Below are 17298 nucleotides of genomic sequence, written 5' to 3'. Positions count from 1 at the left end.
TTTTTAGGTGTAAAAAGTTAAATATTAACACTTTCTTTTGATTTTCTTTGTATAAAACCAGAAGAATACGATACTCCCGTAATAACTAATATCATTCCTACAGATTGTGCAGATGTTATATTGAATCCTTCAATAAAAGAAATAAGTATTGTAACAACAGGCACTAGATTAAAAAATAATGATGTCCTTGCTGCACCAATTTGAGCAATTCCATTATTCCACCATAAGTAACCAAGCACACTCATTCCAATTGCCATAAAGAGAATTGCTCCCCATGCCAACAAAGGAATTTCTAAAACTGGTACTATACTTTTTTGTGTAGAAGATATGATAATAAAGGCAAGTGCACCAATAGTCATCGTATATGTCGTCGTTTGTATTGGATTACCAGTTTTAATAAACCGTCTGCCTAGCACGCCGTATAACGCCCAGCAAATATTCCCTAATAAAATATAAAAATCCCCTTTTGAAAATGATAAATGTTGTAGTATTGTAAACGAACCTTGTGTAAGTACAAAAACAACGCCAATTAGTGCAATTAACATTCCAATAGCTTGGCGCTTCACAATTTTCTCTCGTAAAATGACACTTGCTAACAGCGTCGTAACGAGAGGATTTGTCGCCATAATAAGTGCACCATTAACAGCTTCTGTATATTTCATTCCTAAAAAGAAAAAAAAGTTAAAGCCGAATACACCAACAATACCTAGCAAAAGATAATAGGTCCTATTCTGCATCCATACTTTCAAATCAAAATCTTTTCGTATTTTTAACAAACATAACATCACAAATGCAGCAATCCCAAAACGCCATGCTGCTATATGAATTACGTCGAAATACTGCACCGCATATTTCGACGCATTAAATGTCCCACCAGTAAATATCGCAAAACCTAATAACTGCGTATATACTTTATTTTTCATTGCCGGCCTCCAAGTCCTTTTCTTCTAGAAAACCGTAATAAATTTCTAACTTCTCCTCCGTTAGCTGAACAACTTTTTGCAATTGTTCCTGCTGTTCTTTTAATCGCTCCAAGTGCGTTGTTAAAATGGAAATTCTCTTTTTTACTTTCGCTGGTACTTCCTCTTTCTTCTGCCTAATTTCCTCTATAATGCACCCATCACTTGCAAACTCAGCCATCTCTTCTAATGACATCCCAGTTTGTTTTAATGAATATAAAAATTTTAATAAACGTACATCGCCTTCTGTATATTGACGAATACCACTATATCGCGTTGGTGGTGGTAATAAACCTAATTTCTCATAGTAGCGCAAAGTGTGAATGCCCATCCCTGTTAATTCTGCTACTTCACCGATTTTATACATGTTCTCTCCCCCTTGTTTTTACATTTTCATCTTACAACCTAGAGTTAGCTCTAGGTCAATACATAAATAAAAGTTGAACACAACAAAAAAGACGCACAGCCACCGCTATGCGTCTTTTCTATTATTTCTCTGCAACTTGAACTTCTTTTACGTAAGCTGCTTCGAATTTTTGGATGTCACCTGCGCCCATGAAAATTAGAACGCCGTTTTTATGTTTCTTTAATACATCCGTTGTTGTATCTGTAATTAATTCTGCACCGTCAATACGCTTTTGCAGATCTTCGATTGTTAATTCACCTTTGTTTTCACGTGCTGATCCGAAAATATCACATAAGTATACTTGGTCAGCTTTGCTTAAGCTTTCTGCGAACTCATCTAAGAACTTTTCTGTACGTGAGAATGTATGTGGCTGGAATACAGCGACAACTTCACGCTCTGGATGTTTTTGACGAGCAGCTTCAATCGTTGCATTAATTTCTGTCGGATGGTGTGCGTAGTCATCGATGATTACTTGCTCTCCCATCGGCTTTTCATTAAAGCGACGTTTTACGCCTTCAAAAGTTGTTAATTGATGTTTTACTGCTTCTACATCAACGTTTTCATAATGACAAAGCGCGATTACTGCTAATGCATTTAATACGCTATGGTTGCCGTATCCTGTAATTTTGAACGTGTCATAGTACGTATTACGAACGAATACATCGAATATCGTGCCATCTGTTCTCTTTTGAATGTTACGTGCTTGGAAATCATTATCTTCTCCAAATCCATAGAAAATAACAGGTACTTTCGCTTGAATTTTTTGAAGTTCTTCATCATCTCCACATGCAATAATGCCTTTTTTCACTTGCAATGCCATCTCTTGGAATGCACTGAATACATCATTGATGTCTGCAAAATAATCTGGATGATCAAAATCAATATTCGTCATAATTGCATAGTCTGGATTGTAAGACAAGAAATGACGACGATACTCACAAGCTTCAAATACAAAATACTTACTATTTTCTACCCCATGCCCTGTTCCATCTCCAATAAGGTAAGATGTCGGGTGTGCACCTTGCATTACATGGGCTAACAAACCTGTTGTTGATGTTTTTCCGTGTGCACCAGTTACAGCAACACTTGTGTATTGGCTCATCAGGTCACCTAAGAAATGATGGTAACGATGGACTGGGATGTTTAATTCTTTTGCTGCTACGATTTCTTCATGCGTATCAGGAAATGCATTTCCTGCAATAATCACTTGTCCTTCTTCTACATTATTCTTATCAAAAGGAAGGATCGAGATACTACGCTTTTCCAACGCTGTTTGTGTAAAGAAACGCTTTTCATAATCAGACCCTTGAACAGTATGCTTCATATCATGAAGAATTTGCGCTAATGAACTCATTCCTGTTCCTTTAATTCCTACAAAATGGTAAACTGTCATCTTAAAGAACCTCCAACATTTCGAACTAATACAACGGCCTATCTATAAGACAGTATATGAATCTTTTCTTATTTTGGTAATCATCATACATTTTTGATGTAGTGAAGTTATTCTTTCCCTTCACTTATCAGGATAAACTCGTACGTACTTCTTTATATGTCCATAACAAGTCCATTATAGCAAAAAAGAAGCCGCTATACTATGATAACAGAAAAACTGATAGGGTCAATCACCTATCAGTTTTTCTCTCTTTTACATATCTTCTCTTTTTTCTAATTGAACACGCTCTAAACGTGGGTTTGGACGATATTTACGACCAGCTTTTGCTTCTGGTTTCCCATTTAATTCTACATTATCACCAGTAAAGCCAATATTCATTTTTAACAAGCTACTTCCTACCCCGTATATGTCAACAGGTACCTTTTGAGCTTCAAATTCACGAATACGTTTTTCATCAAATCCACCAGTTACAACGATGTCTACATGCTGGAATCCTTCTTCATCAAGCGCCTTGCGAAGTGCAAATACGAGCGATGGGTTTACACCACGTGGATCGAATGTTCCAAGTACTTCTGGGTGGCGAATAAAGTATTGATCAATCATTGTGCGAGACGTATCTACACGCACACCTTTTAATGTTGATCCAAACTCACGCGCTACACGAAGTGCATCTGTAATAACATCATTATTGTAATCAATTAGTACAACTAATTCATCTTCTGGGAATTTCTTATGATATGCTTTTGCCGCTTCTACAACATCACCATTAAACATTTGAATTAATGCGTGAGGCATTGTTCCCATACCACTTCTGCCCCACCATTCATTCATCGCATGCGTCGCTTGTGCGCTCATACCTCCGATGTATGCTGCATAACCGTCACCAGCTTGTTGTGTATAATGATCGTCACGATCTCCCATGAAAATAACTGGTTTTTCTTTATCTACACTACGTGCAGCTTGAACAACATTATATACGTTTGTTGCAACCGATGTACGACGAGCTAAAATCCCATCAATAACACCTTCTAAAAATCCGAAATTCTCATAAGGACCATGAATTGTTAACACTGTTTCAAATGGACTAATTTTATCGCCATCTTTTAAAGAGTTAATCTCAAGTTCCTCAGGATTTTTAGCGAATGTTTGTAGCAATGCAATTACTTCATCCGTTCCGCAAAGAACTGCATTTTCCTTTTGGAAAAATTGCATCGTTACAACACTTTTCGGGCGAAATTCTTCGATGATTTCTCTAGTCTTTAAAAAGTAAACGGCAGAGAACCAACCTTCTCCAACACGTTCGTCAAATTTAAATGTTTTATTTGTTAGTCTATTTATTTCACCTTTTAATTTTAATTCAATTTCTTTCATGTCGCTTTACTCCCTACTTTACTATCCAACATTTTCTCTTAGTATACAGCAAAACCGTTTACTATACATTTGTTTCCTGCATAGCGGCAAATTCATCCTCAGAAATAAGGACATCTCTCGGTTTCGTTCCTCTACCTTCAGAAATAATTCCTTGCGATTCCATCTCTTCAATGAGACGTGCCGCGCGATTATAACCGATGCGGAATTTTCGCTGTACAGAAGATGTGGACGCTCCCCCTTGTTCTACAACAAATTGACATGCATCAAAGAACAATTCATCTTCCGACTCAGCCTGTTCTGTTTTCGCTAATAAATCCTCTTGCTTAAATAAGTAATTCGGCTTCATTTGCTTTCTCACATGATCAACTGTTTTTTCAATCTCATCATCCGATACATAGACACCTTGTATACGAACTGGCTTAGATGTACCGTTCCCTAAAAATAACATATCACCACGGCCAAGTAATTTCTCCGCGCCCCCAATATCGATAATCGTACGTGAATCAACTTGAGATGATACAGTAAACGCAATACGCGTTGGAATATTTGACTTAATTAAACCTGTAATAACATCTACAGATGGACGCTGCGTCGCTACTAATAAATGAATACCACAAGCACGTGCTTTTTGCGCAATACGACAAATCGCTTCCTCAACATCACCCGGTGCTACCATCATTAAATCAGCTAACTCGTCAATGACAATAACGATATAAGGTAATGTCTCTCCTGGAATTTCTCGCTCACTTACAATCGTATTGTAGCGAGTTAAATCACGAGCACCTGCGTGTGCAAACAATTCATAACGGCGTTCCATTTCCTCAACTGCCCATTTTAATGCAGTTGTTGCTGCTTTTACATCCGTAATAACAGGTGCTACAAGATGCGGAACAGAATTGTATGGTGCAAGCTCAACCATCTTCGGATCAATTAACATTAACTTCACTTCATGTGGTTTCGCTTTATATAAAATACTCGTTAAAATTGCGTTAATACACACACTTTTACCTGAACCCGTTGCACCCGCAATAAGTCCGTGCGGCATTTTTCGAATATCCGTTACAATTGGATCCCCTGAAATATCAAGTCCAAGCGCAACAGTAAGCGGTGATTCACTCTTTGTGAATACAGGACTTCTTAAAATTTCACGAAGAAATACTGGCTTACTTTCTTTATTTGGAACTTCAATTCCAATTGCACTCTTCCCTGGAATCGGCGCTTCAATACGAATATCTTTCGCAGCTAAACTTAACTTAATATCATCACTTAAATTTGTAATTTTATTTACTTTCACGCCTGGGTCTGGTTGCACTTCAAAACGAGTTACTGCTGGTCCTTGCGATACATTAATAACATGTGCTCCAACATGGAAATTATTAAACGTTGTATCTAATAATTCTTTCTGCTCTTCTAACCATTCTGTATTATCTAGCGCTGTTTGCTGTGGAATTGACAACAACGCTAATGGTGGAACAGTATATGTCGGTGGTGTGTGCAATACATTTCGCATATCGTTCTCTCTTTGATTTACAACATATGCCTTCTCTTTTACTTCCGTACTTGAAATTGACTTTTGTACTTGCTCTACCACTACTTGCTGTATTGGTTGTTCTTCCACTTGTGGTTCTGCTACTACTTGCTGCACTGGGCTTTCTTCCACTTGTGATTCTACTACCACCTGCTGCATTGGTTGCTCTTCCACTTGTGGTTCTGCTACCACCTGCTGCATTGGTTGTTCTTCTACTTGTGGCTTTGCTACTACTTGGTGCACTGGGCTTTCTTCCACTTGTGGTTCTGCTACCACCTGCTGCATTGGTTGCTCTTCCACTTGTGGTTCTGCTACTACTTGCTGCATTGGTTGTTCTTCTACTTGTGGCTTTGCTACTACTTGCTGCACTGGGCTTTCTTCCACTTGTGGTTCTGCTACTACTTGCTGCATTGGTTGTTCTTCCACTTGTGGTTCTGCTACTACTTGCTGCACTGGGCTTTCTTCCACTTGTGATTCTACTACCACCTGCTGCATTGGTTGTTCTTCCACTTGTGGTTCTGCTACCTCTTGTTGTACTGGCTTATTCTCTACTCGTACATTAGCAGAAGGCTGCATTGCATTTGCTCTAGCTGCATGTCTTTCCATTAATCGTGTTCTATCTTGTTTCAACATAACAACATTAAATGGTACATGACGCTTTTTCTCACGTTTTGGTTCTTCTTTTTTTACAACGGGTTGTTCTTCTGCGACCGGCACTTCTTCTTCAACTGATTGCTCTTCTACGACCGGTGCTTCTTCTTCAACTCGTTTATTTTCTTCTGTTTCTGCAATTAAAACATTCGCAAAACTTTGAACATCTTTCTTCGTTTGTTCATCAGCCTCAGCAACATGTATGAATTCACTCTTTTGTTCAATTACTTCATCTTCCTGCTGAATTTCCTCAAGTGCTACAAATGTCTCTACTACAGGCGCTTCTGTTTCTTCTGCCTCTGTAATTACTTCCACTTCTTCTGACTCTTCTGTTTCTGCAATTACTTCTACTTCTTCTAGCTCTTCTGCTTCCGCAATTACTTCTACTTCTTCTAACTCTTCTGTTTCTGCAATTACTTCCACTTCTTCTGATTCTTCTGTTTCTGCGATTACTTCCACTTCTTCTGATTCTTCTGTTTCTGCAATCACTTCTACTTCTTCTAGCTCTTCTGTTTCCGCAATTACTTCCACTTCTTCTGACTCTTCTGCTTCTGCGATTACTTCTACTTCTTCTAGCTCTTCCGTTTCTGCAATCACTTCTACTTCTTCTAGCTCTTCTGTTTCCGCAATTACTTCCACTTCTTCTGACTCTTCTGCTTCTGCGATTACTTCTACTTCTTCTAGCTCTTCTGTTTCTGCAATTACTTCTACTTCTTCTAGCTCTTCTGTTTCTGCAATTACTTCTACTTCTTCTTGCTCTTCTGTTTCTGTAATTACTTCCACTTCTTCTAGCTCTTCTGGTATTTCCACAATGATTGTTTCTTCAAGTTTTTCTTCTGCTTTGACAATCACTGATTCTTCTGGAGCTTGCTTTTCTACTTCAATAGTAGGGTTTTTTATTTCTGTATTACGTTTAATTTCTTCTGATAATATTGTATCCTCGTGCTCTACTTTAGAAGCCACTAATTCTTCTTGTAGATTGTTTTCGTTTAACACCACTACATCTTTTTCTAGCTTAGCACTTTCCATTTGCTCTACTGTTTTATGAAGTAATTCATCCGCTGAAACTTCCTGCGGTGTACTCATTTCTTTAATCACTTCTTTTTCTTCTACTAAAGGCACTTGGCGTTCAATTTCATAACCGTTTTTCTCTAGCCATTGATCAACAACTGATTTTTCTTCTTTTTTGCCCTGTTGGCCTTTCTGTTCAACTACTTCACCTGGAGCAGAAGACGTTGCTTGTCCTTCTGAGAAATCAGATAATTTATATCCTTTTTTCTCTAACCATGCATCAACAACTGCTTTTCCCTCTACAGATATTTCAAGATCTTCTCTTTCTTTTACTTCCTCCTGCTTTTCAACCTTTTTCTCTACTGAAGGACGATTATATCCATAAATTGGCGAAATCATTTCTGTTGGACGAAATGGTCTACGGTTACTCTCTTGCGAAGGTGCAGATGCCTTTTTAACGACAGACTCCCGCACCGGTTCATATTGCACTTCCGGTTCTTCATATGTAGAAACAACCTTTTCCACATACGGTCGTCTGCTTCTTTCCACCTTTATTCCTCTTTGGGCAGTCGGTTCTTCATATGCTACTCCTTGAACAGGTTGTTCTTCAAAGCGATTTACTTCGCTTTCATCCTCTTCATCGAACCCATTATCCGGTACTAAAGGAAAACGGCATTTACCTGCATTCCTACTTGCCATTTGTGCTTCTCTTGCTTCAGTGTAGTGGTTTACACGAGGAATTTTCGGCTGACTTTCAATTTGCTTTGGTACTTCTTTATTCATCGCTGTTTGTTCTTCCTCTTTGTTAAACAGCTTTTTCATCCAATCTAACATGCTTACCACTCTTTCTACTAAATAGTAACATCCTTTATTGTATCAGCATTCGGCAAAAAGTGCAGGTAAAATTAAGCATGTCATATTTATCCACAATATTCTAATTTACGAGTGTTTTCATATGGAAAAACGCAGCCTTTCATGTAAGACTGCGCTTAAGCTTTACTCTTCCGATATGCATCTACACTATCCGTTACACTTTGCAATAAAGAATTTACATACTGCGGGTCAGATAATTTTTTATCTTCTTCATAGTTTGACATAAACCCAAGTTCTAATAGTACGCCAGGTACTTTGGACCAATTGAATCCAGAAAGGTCATCCCTAAATTTAATTCCATTTACTTTCACTTGCTGATTTTCTCTCATTTTATTTACTATTGTTTGAGAGATTTGAAGACTTTCCGCATAAATCTCTTTCGTATACGGACTTCCTTCTGCCGGCGTCAATACAGCAAATCCACTTTGGTTTGGATTTTCAGAACCATCTGCATGAAGACGTAAAAATAAATTGGCCTTATGATTATTTGCGAATGTCGCCCGTTCTTTATTACTTATATCAACGTCTTGTGATATTCTCGTCATTAACACTTGTATCCCTTTTGCTTCAAGCTTTTCTTTTAATAAAAAAGCCATTTCTAATACAAGTACAGCCTCTCTCTTTTTCGTCACAACACCTGTTGTACCGTCTGTCACTTTATATTTTTGCGTTGTTGCCCCTGGTCCAATCGGCTCTAAATTTAAATTCGCTTTTTGTTGATGCCCTGGATCAATAACGACGAGAAACTTTCCTTTCTTTTCATTACTCTCTACTTTTTGTTCATTATTTTGCACTGGTTGCTCAATTGGCTGCACTGGCGTAGTTTCTTCTTTCTTTTCCTCGGCTGATACTTTCTCTTGCCTATGTTCTACTTGCGATTCTTCGTTCTTTTCTTGTTCTTGCTGCTTTTCTACCGGTGCGTCTTCTTTGGTATCTTTGTTTTTCTCTTGTATAGAAGATGTAGTTTCTTTTTTCGGCTGCTCTTGTGAACAACCGGCCATATATATTCCAATGAATACAATCATGCTCATTATTTTTATATACTTCATACTTCTCTCCCATCACTTTGCACCGGATTCAAAGTCTTTCTTATAATTGCCCTATAATCTCATCCATATTTCCAATATAAACTGGCTGCCATGTTTCTGTACCACGTTCTGCAGTATAAACTGGATAAGCGTCATCATCTATATTTACGAAAACTGGATCGCCCATATCCGTTTCATATCCAATTGCAATCCATCCTTCTTGCCACTTTCCGTTTTCTTCACTTATTAATGACTTTTTATGTTTATCATATCGGTAACCGATTTGTCCTTTTTCTAATTCACTTTCACTAAACACATATATTTCATAAGTACCTAGCTCAACATCTTGCTGTTTTGAAGTTTCAATTCGTTTTAGAAGTTCTGCGATTTTTGGTTGTTGTTTCATACGTCTATCCCCTTCTATTTTTCTAAATTTCAACTAGTTTGTTTATAAAATACAATATAGATTTTAAGACAAAAGGTGACACCCTTATCATATTTACGATTTTTTGAGTATATCTATCACAACTCTCAATATATTAACGATTCAACACGAAATTTCGACTTACCAACAAAAATGACAAAAAAGAGAGGCTGCCCAAAAGGACAACCTCTCTTTTTTATATCAATTAAAATTTAAATTCTTGTCCAACTTCAAAACTATCTTCTAATACAAGAATACCTTTTTCTTGTGGAGCGTCTGGAAGCTCTAATTCACGTGCAGAGCAGATCATTCCAGAAGAAGGAACACCGCGAAGCTCAGCTGGCTTGATTAACATACCGCTTGGCATTACAGCACCGATTTTTGCAACGACAACTTTTTGTCCTGCATCAACGTTTGGTGCGCCACATACGATTTGTAATGTTTCTGTACCGATTTCTACTTTACAGATGTTTAACTTATCAGCATTTGGATGCTTTTCTTTTTCAGCTACATAACCTACAACAAATTTCGGAGAAAGATCTGCTTCTACTGTTTCTTCAAAGCCGTTCTTCGCTAAAATTTCGTTGATTTTCTCAACAAGCTCTTTCGTTAATGTAAGGTTACCTGTTTCTGTTACTTCTAAATAAGAAGATGCATTAAAGATGTTGAATCCTCCCGTTACGTTGCTTTCACGATCATAAACGCGAGCAACATCTCCTTTGCGATCAAAAGTACGGTTCTCTAAAGTAATATCTTGTAAGGCAACAATTAAAGTGTCACCAATTCCTTCAAGGTTATAAAAAACGTTCACTTCGTTCATCCTTTCTCTTTTCCATCTGTCTTCTTCCGATTCTTCGCTAAAATAAAGATTGGTTCAAAGTCTCCATCTTCATATACGAATGAAAGTGATGTAATCGGAACATGCCCTTCGGCAAAAAATTTCATTGTCATTTGTGCAATAATATCATAACCGATTTCGTTAACGATATCAGCAATAATTAATACATCTTGGTGAGGAACAGCAACAACCATGTCACCAGAAATCTTTTCACGCATCGATTGTAGTAACGATTCGTTTAAAATACGCGTCGCGTCATACCCATCATTTGTGTTTAAAAAGTAGAATGTATTACCCGCTACTGTGTCTTGTTTAAATTCATAACCTAATGAACGAGCATTGAATAATGCCATTTCACGTACTTGCTGTTCTGTAAGTTCTAATTTTTGTAACAGACGCTCATCGATTAGTCGATACGTTTTATTCGAATCTAACGCATAGTAAATACGTGTTTCCGCCGTATGATCCGTCATAATAAACGGATTTCCTTCTTCTGCTTGTTTCGGGAAAGAAGTAGAGCGAATAACAGGTAAAATTTTCGCTCCGCTATTTTCTTCTTTATGCATCGCAATTAGCGCTTCTTGTACATAATAAGCAACCTCTTCAATTGCTTTTTCTTTATTCACTTCCCATTTTGCCACAACTCCTGGAAGCGATACGTTAATACCTTTTTTAGAGTCTTTCTGTTCAATACGTAGAACTTCTTTCTCGCTATCATACTGAAAGTCCCATTCTGGGCGAGATAATTTCTTCATTAACTCGTCTTTCATCTTTTTACTTGTCATCTTCATCTCTTTTTCCTCCCTTCCAAAAAAATAACCTCCCCCGCGAAGGTAGAGGTTGTTTTACAATTCAATTGGCAAATTGCCTTATTTTAAACCTTCAATAAACTCTTCGATTTGTTCTTGTGTTTTACGATCTTTGTTTACATAGCGACCAGTTTCTTCACCCTTATTGTACGCTACAAAGCTCGGAATGCCAAATACGTCTAATTTTACACATAGATCAATAAACTCATCACGATCTACATAGTAAAATGAGAAATCACTATATTTCTCTTCTACTTCTGGCATAAATGGATCTACAAAGCGGCAGTCTGGGCACCATTCTGCTGAGAACATAAAGACTACATTCTCTTCATTTTTTAACTGTTGGAATTGCTCCATGCTTTCTAATGACTTCATCTATATTTCCTCCTCTAACGAGTGCATGTTTTCATGTTATAATCTTTCTTTTATACTACCATACATCGCGCACGGTGCAAGGTTTATGCTTGCTTTTCGTCATACTTATATTGCCCAACTAACAACTTAACAACGTGTACAAATAATTCCGTGCGGTCGACATAATCATCTGTAAAAATACCGATAGCACCTTCGTGACTACGAATATCTTTTCGCTGCACAAACTCTTCCATCACTTCGCTTAATTCCTTACCATCTTCAAGAGGTGCTAAAAAATCGTCTGGTAACGTAATACGCGCTCCTCCGGCCACAAATACTTTCCCATCAATTGTTGCTAGCGCGCCCCAGTTACACATAAATAAACCGTGCTCCGTTTTCATTACGCCGCCTTCTAGCCCAATACCAATTGGAGCTTCTCCTTCCTCTAGCGCTCGCTTCGCTCTATTAATCGCTCCTTGCATCGTCTCTTCATCTGAGAAAGGCTGAGCTGATACTCCTGACGGAACAGAAAGAGATGTAATTTCAGCATCTTTCCAAACCTTCTCCACAGCGCCAACCTTCGTTTTATTCTTTGATCCTACTACTACTTTCATTTCGTTCACCTCTATAAAAATTCATCATTCTATTCTAATATCCCTATCAGATACGAATTAAGCATCAACCACTACCACATATCACCAAGTCATCTATTCAGCCTAAAAAAGAAGGTTTTTTCTAGCAACATTACCGTCTTCAAAAACAAAAACAGCCTTCCTCTCACTTCCTACTTGGAGTCTTCATACATCATTCGAACACCAATTAAGCACTGACCGCTCCCACTCATCGCTGGGTCATCTCTTCAATCTAAAAAAAGAAGGGTTTTTCGCCCTTCTTCTCTACGCGTTATTCTTAATTGTCTCTAACGTCGTTTTATCTGTTGTTCTTACAAGCTTCGTAATTAATTCTTGCGCCGCTGCATAATCATCAACATGTAAAATTGAAGCATGTGTATGAATGTAGCGTGCACAAACACCAATTACTGCTGATGGGATACCAGAGTTACTTGTATGTACACGACCAGCATCTGTACCACCTTGTGAAATAAAGTATTGGTACGGAATGTTGTTTGTTTCTGCTGTATCTAAAATGAATTCGCGCATTCCTCTATGTGTTACCATCGTGCGATCGTAAATACGAAGAAGGGCACCTTTTCCTAATTGACCGAACTGCGTTTTGTCACCAGATGCATCGTTTGCTGGACTTGCATCAAGCGCATAGAAAATGTCTGGTTGAATCATATTTGCAGCGGTTTGCGCTCCGCGAAGACCTACTTCTTCTTGTACAGTAGCACCAGAATATAATGTATTTGGTAATGTTTCGTCTTTTAATTCTTTTAACAATTCGATTGCAAGACCACATCCGTAACGGTTGTCCCAAGCTTTCGCCATAATTTTCTTCTCATTTGCCATCGGTGTGAATGGGCAAATCGGCACGATTTGTTGTCCTGGTTTTACACCAATTTCAATCGCATCTTCATAACTATCTGCACCTATATCAATTAACATATTTTTTATATCCATCGGTTTTGCACGTTGCGCGTCACTTAATAAATGAGGAGGAATAGAACCAACAACCCCAATAACAGGACCATTCTTCGTCATAACTTGTACACGCTGTGCTAATAAAACTTGGCTCCACCAGCCGCCTAACGTTTGAAAACGAAGCATTCCGTTTTTCGTAATTTGCGTAACCATGAAACCTACTTCATCCATATGACCTGCTACAAGAACACGCGGGCCAGTTTCGTCCCCTTTTTTCAGACCAAATACGCTACCTAAACCGTCTTGTACAATTTCATCCGCATATTTGCTTAATTCTTGTTTCATAAAACGGCGTACATCATGTTCAAAACCTGATGCACCTTGTAATTCTGTTAACGTACGAAATAATTGCAATGTCTCTTTATTCACGAAGTCCCCTTCTTTCAAACCTTAGTAGAATACCTCTTTTATTGTAACGAAATTTTCGAAATGTTTCTAGTTTCTTCTTTTTTAGCTGTATTTGCTTTATAATTATTATTGGTACACTATTTTTATTTTATAGAATTGAGGTGAATATATGAGCTGGAAAGGTTTAGTAGCAGGTCTTGGCGTTGGGTTCGCAGCTGGTTATCTCGTTGCAAACAAAGTACAAGAACAATCCCATATTTCTTCAGAAAAAGCATTGAAAATGGTGAAACAAGCATTAAGTCATAAAGGTGAAATTACTGGCTCTTGGGTACATATGGTTCCAGAGACATTTGAAAAATATGATGTCGCATATGAAGTTTATCGCGGCGGTCTTACAACAATGTTAGATGATATACAAGAACGATTTGAATTTTTAGTTGATGCTAAAACAGGTACTGTTTTAGAGGTTATAGCAGCATAAAACGGAGGGTTCCCATTAGGTGAACCTCTTATTTTTTTGAAATTGCGGGTATTGATTAAAATTATATCAGCGATTTTTTAAATATATCGACTTACCGGCAAAATTCTATAATAAAAAAGAAGCTGCTCCAATAAATATAATGGAACAACCTCCTATTTTTATGCTTCTATACTCGTTTTCCGTTCTATTTTTTCTACGATATGCCCTTCCTCATTCCACTTCACAGCACGATAATATGCATCATGATAAAACGTAAACCACGCCTCTTTGTCAGCACCATACTTCATCCACTTTTGTTTATTTTCAATCGAGGTCATCGGATAATCATCGTATGCCATTACCCATAATACATTTTGATGCGCGTGCGTCGGCAAGAGATCTGCTAAATGTAGCATCGTTTCCCCTTGACTCTCCAAAATGATGACTGCATGTCCATCACTATGCCCACCCGTATGTGCCATCTTGATTTCATCTGTAATTTCTATTTCTTGCTGAAACGTAACAACTTGATCTACAATCGGTTCCCAATTTTCCTTCCAATATGTATTACGGGATCTAATATTTGGGTTCCTCATTTCATTCCACTCTGTTTCACTTACGTAAACTTTTGCATTTGGAAACGCTGGTACAAGGTGATCCCCATCCCATTTTGTTAGGCCAGATGCATGATCAAAATGAAGGTGTGTCATTAAAACATATTGAATATCTTCAGGCTTTAATCCCTGTTTTTCTAACGATTCATAAACCGATGATTCTTCTGTTACACCTTGATTTCGTTTCATCTTCTCATCCAACTTACCGTTTCCTATTCCTGAATCAATGAGCATATTTCCATCTTTCGTTTGTAAAAGTAACGGATCTGTTCGTAAGTAAATATGATTTGTGTCATTATGTTTATATTTACGTGACCAAAGTACTTTCGGCACAACACCAAACATTGCCCCTCCATCTAAATGTGTATTTCCGCCTTTTAACCACGTTACTTTTATATCTCCAATTTGTAACTGTTCCATTACACATCCCCCTTTCAATTAATCTTAACATAAAATTCTGATTATTTTAGATATAAAAAAACCTATGCATTACTGCATAGGCTCTGTACGATATTTTGCTTCAACTCGGTAAATACGATGACCTTTACTAGAGAATTTCTCTTCGTATTCAGTCATGATGTTACCTTCAAAGTCGCTGTTATGAAGATCTAAGCTTAAGTAAGTTAGTAACATACCATACTCAGCCATACTCATAAGAGAATATTCAAATAAACCTTGGTTATCTGTTTTGAAATGAATTTCTCCGCCTTCTACTAACACTTCTTCATAATTGCGTAAAAACGTTTTATACGTTAAACGACGCTTCGTATGACGCTTCTTTGGCCATGGATCTGAGAAGTTTAAATAAACGCGATCAATCTCACCTTTTGCAAAGAAAACTGTTAAATCTTCAGCATCTTTATTAATTAACTTTAAGTTCGGCACTTCTTCTTCAATTAATTTATCAAGTGCATCTACAACAACACTTGTGAATTTTTCAATTCCAATATAATTAATATGTGGATTCGCTTTTGCCATATCATACATAAAGCGGCCACGACCTGTACCTACTTCAATATGAATTGGTTGTTCATTTCCAAATACTTCTTTCCAGTTACCAGCGCGCTCCTCTGGGTTTCCGATTACGATATGTGAATACTCGTTAATTCGATCCATTGCATATGGTTTATGTCTTAAACGCATAGATGTCTCCCTCTCTTTACAAAACTATTTTAAAGGAATAATTCCTTCTTTCTTTTTTTAATCAATCTACCAAACAAAAAACCAAGTACGTACGAGCACTCGGTCCGTTTCTTTCAAGTATAAGATGTACCATTTTGATAAAAACTACATACAGCATTAAACATTCCATGACGAAACAGCTTTTTCTCTTACATTTGAAGAGAAAAACAATCGAAAGGATGATCCGTTCATGCCAATTAATCAACAACATCAATTAGAAGTGCTGAAAGATATTTTAGTCAACCACCAAAGTGATTGCTGCGGGACAGTTTCAGAATGCGAGCAATTAGAGCGCCTCATTCAATCGTTACTCGCAAACGATAATATAAGTAGTGACGCTAAAACAATGCTAAACGATGTATATTCTTATAGTCAATCGGGTAAATCTTCCTCTAATTTGGACAACCATATTTCCAATAATCAAGAACAACTTACTCAGTGGATTGCTGGAATGGACAATTTTTCTTAAGTATTATTCTGAAGCAAGTAGTTGCTGTAAATATTGATGCCAATATTCAGCTTCTGCTTGCTGTTTTTTTGTTGTATGCCATTGAATAGACAAAATCGTTTGTGCTATCACATACCATCTCATGCGCCTAAGCAGCGATTCATCCATTTCAATATCATAAAAACCGAGCCACTCACTCCACTCCTGGCGCGGAATGTACCAATATAATAACATACCAAGGTCTAGAGCTGGGTCAGCAATTACAGCTCCATCCCAATCAATTAAAAACAACTCATCTTCATCCGACAATATCCAGTTGTTATGGTTTACATCACAATGGCATACAACGAATTCATTGTATTCAATAGCTTTTAATGAATCCATTAAATATTGAAGGCCTTGCTGAATTGTTTCATCATCCCTTATATCTCCTCTTAAAACGAGTTGCAGTTGTTGTAATAACTCTTGTGCGTGAAGCGGTTGCTTCCCAAGTCTTTGAATCATCTGTACAAGCGCTTTAGAGGAGTGAATTTTCTTCAAAAGTTTCGCAACACGTTCTAGTTTCATATCCTCTGGCTCTAACTTCTGTCCCGGAAGCCATTTTTGAGCAGAAATTACATCACCGTTCGTTACCCTTCTTGTCCAAAGTAATTTTGGAACAATTCCTTCTGCTGACAATACCGCTAAAAAGGGCGATGTATTCCGCTTTAAAAATAACTTCTGTTGTCCGTTTTGCGCAATATATGCATCGCCCGTTACTCCACCAGCCGGTACAAGACTCCACTCTTTTCCTAATAATTGTTCCAACCATTCCATATTCATTACCCGTTAACAAATCCTTATCTTTTATAGTTATGAAAAGAAAAACCGCAACATTTCTACACATGTTGTGGATTCATATATTTTACTGTAAATGAAAAGAAAAATTAGCCTCAGCCAAAAATTCTCTATTTTATTTTACAAAACCTGTCATAGAATGACAACTTATCAAAATCGTCAC

Annotated in this window: 17 protein-coding genes; 2 read left to right on the top strand and 15 right to left on the bottom strand. The window is 37.5% G+C overall.

The window, feature by feature from the left end:
• Positions 1 to 17 precede the first annotated feature (17 nt).
• The 12 genes from CQ064_RS04880 to CQ064_RS04825 all read right to left on the bottom strand — a co-directional run bounded on the left by CQ064_RS04880 (position 18) and on the right by CQ064_RS04825 (position 13615).
• A complete protein-coding gene (locus CQ064_RS04880; RefSeq protein ID WP_000792468.1) occupies positions 18 to 923 on the bottom strand; it encodes a DMT family transporter in 906 nt (301 codons plus the stop codon).
• Positions 913 to 1326 (bottom strand): MerR family transcriptional regulator, encoded by a 414-nt coding sequence (locus CQ064_RS04875; protein WP_000276605.1) that lies wholly within the window; start codon positions 1324 to 1326, stop codon positions 913 to 915. Before CQ064_RS04875 ends, CQ064_RS04880 begins: the two co-directional genes overlap by 11 nt.
• A gap of 121 nt (positions 1327 to 1447) precedes the next feature.
• Positions 1448 to 2758, bottom strand: coding sequence for a UDP-N-acetylmuramate--L-alanine ligase (murC, locus tag CQ064_RS04870; protein WP_000219469.1), 1311 nt, complete (start codon positions 2756 to 2758; stop codon positions 1448 to 1450).
• Between the two features lie 252 nt (positions 2759 to 3010).
• Positions 3011 to 4129 (bottom strand): nicotinate phosphoribosyltransferase, encoded by a 1119-nt coding sequence (locus CQ064_RS04865; protein ID WP_000658372.1) that lies wholly within the window; start codon positions 4127 to 4129, stop codon positions 3011 to 3013.
• Between the two features lie 61 nt (positions 4130 to 4190).
• The gene (locus CQ064_RS04860; RefSeq protein WP_000888019.1) at positions 4191 to 8153 is read right to left on the bottom strand and encodes a DNA translocase FtsK; all 3963 of its coding nucleotides are present in this window, start codon (positions 8151 to 8153) and stop codon (positions 4191 to 4193) included.
• Positions 8154 to 8308: 155 nt separating this feature from the next.
• On the bottom strand, positions 8309 to 9241 hold the full coding sequence (locus CQ064_RS04855) for an N-acetylmuramoyl-L-alanine amidase (RefSeq protein ID WP_000874067.1): 933 nt from the start codon (positions 9239 to 9241) through the stop codon (positions 8309 to 8311).
• Between the two features lie 40 nt (positions 9242 to 9281).
• Positions 9282 to 9626 (bottom strand): hypothetical protein, encoded by a 345-nt coding sequence (locus tag CQ064_RS04850; RefSeq protein ID WP_000813348.1) that lies wholly within the window; start codon positions 9624 to 9626, stop codon positions 9282 to 9284.
• A gap of 223 nt (positions 9627 to 9849) precedes the next feature.
• Positions 9850 to 10464 carry a YtpR family tRNA-binding protein gene (ytpR, locus tag CQ064_RS04845; protein WP_001006777.1) on the bottom strand — a complete coding sequence of 205 codons (615 nt, stop codon included), beginning with the start codon at positions 10462 to 10464 and terminating at the stop codon, positions 9850 to 9852.
• A complete protein-coding gene (locus CQ064_RS04840; RefSeq protein ID WP_000784605.1) occupies positions 10461 to 11273 on the bottom strand; it encodes a DUF1444 domain-containing protein in 813 nt (270 codons plus the stop codon). Before CQ064_RS04840 ends, ytpR begins: the two co-directional genes overlap by 4 nt.
• A gap of 78 nt (positions 11274 to 11351) precedes the next feature.
• Positions 11352 to 11666 (bottom strand): thioredoxin family protein, encoded by a 315-nt coding sequence (locus CQ064_RS04835; protein WP_000838193.1) that lies wholly within the window; start codon positions 11664 to 11666, stop codon positions 11352 to 11354.
• A gap of 83 nt (positions 11667 to 11749) precedes the next feature.
• Positions 11750 to 12259 carry a DUF84 family protein gene (locus CQ064_RS04830; protein WP_000869939.1) on the bottom strand — a complete coding sequence of 170 codons (510 nt, stop codon included), beginning with the start codon at positions 12257 to 12259 and terminating at the stop codon, positions 11750 to 11752.
• 282 nt (positions 12260 to 12541) lie between these two features.
• Positions 12542 to 13615, bottom strand: coding sequence for a M42 family metallopeptidase (locus CQ064_RS04825; protein WP_014482158.1), 1074 nt, complete (start codon positions 13613 to 13615; stop codon positions 12542 to 12544).
• A gap of 148 nt (positions 13616 to 13763) precedes the next feature.
• Here CQ064_RS04825 and CQ064_RS04820 point away from each other — a divergent pair, with 148 nt between their 5' ends.
• A complete protein-coding gene (locus CQ064_RS04820) occupies positions 13764 to 14075 on the top strand; it encodes a PepSY domain-containing protein (protein ID WP_000118541.1) in 312 nt (103 codons plus the stop codon).
• A gap of 158 nt (positions 14076 to 14233) precedes the next feature.
• Here CQ064_RS04820 and CQ064_RS04815 read toward each other — a convergent pair whose 3' ends face one another.
• Positions 14234 to 15088: a YtnP family quorum-quenching lactonase gene (locus CQ064_RS04815; protein ID WP_000436839.1), complete on the bottom strand. Its 855-nt coding sequence runs from the start codon at positions 15086 to 15088 to the stop codon at positions 14234 to 14236.
• A 69-nt stretch (positions 15089 to 15157) separates the two neighbouring features.
• On the bottom strand, positions 15158 to 15811 hold the full coding sequence (trmB, locus tag CQ064_RS04810) for a tRNA (guanosine(46)-N7)-methyltransferase TrmB (protein ID WP_001239383.1): 654 nt from the start codon (positions 15809 to 15811) through the stop codon (positions 15158 to 15160).
• Positions 15812 to 16040: 229 nt separating this feature from the next.
• Between trmB and CQ064_RS04805 the strand changes: the two genes are divergently transcribed.
• Positions 16041 to 16319, top strand: coding sequence for a YtzH-like family protein (locus CQ064_RS04805; protein ID WP_001122235.1), 279 nt, complete (start codon positions 16041 to 16043; stop codon positions 16317 to 16319).
• Between the two features lie 3 nt (positions 16320 to 16322).
• On the opposite strand, the gene CQ064_RS04800 is transcribed toward CQ064_RS04805, so the two are convergent.
• Positions 16323 to 17120, bottom strand: coding sequence for a phosphotransferase family protein (locus CQ064_RS04800; RefSeq protein ID WP_002094168.1), 798 nt, complete (start codon positions 17118 to 17120; stop codon positions 16323 to 16325).
• Between the last annotated feature and the right edge of the window lie 178 nt (positions 17121 to 17298).

This window comes from Bacillus sp. MYb78 (assembly GCF_002975115.1).
Classification (GTDB): Bacteria; Bacillota; Bacilli; order Bacillales; family Bacillaceae_G; genus Bacillus_A; species Bacillus_A cereus.
Note: the sequence above shows the minus strand (reverse complement) of the source record. Positions and strands in the feature narration are given on the sequence as shown.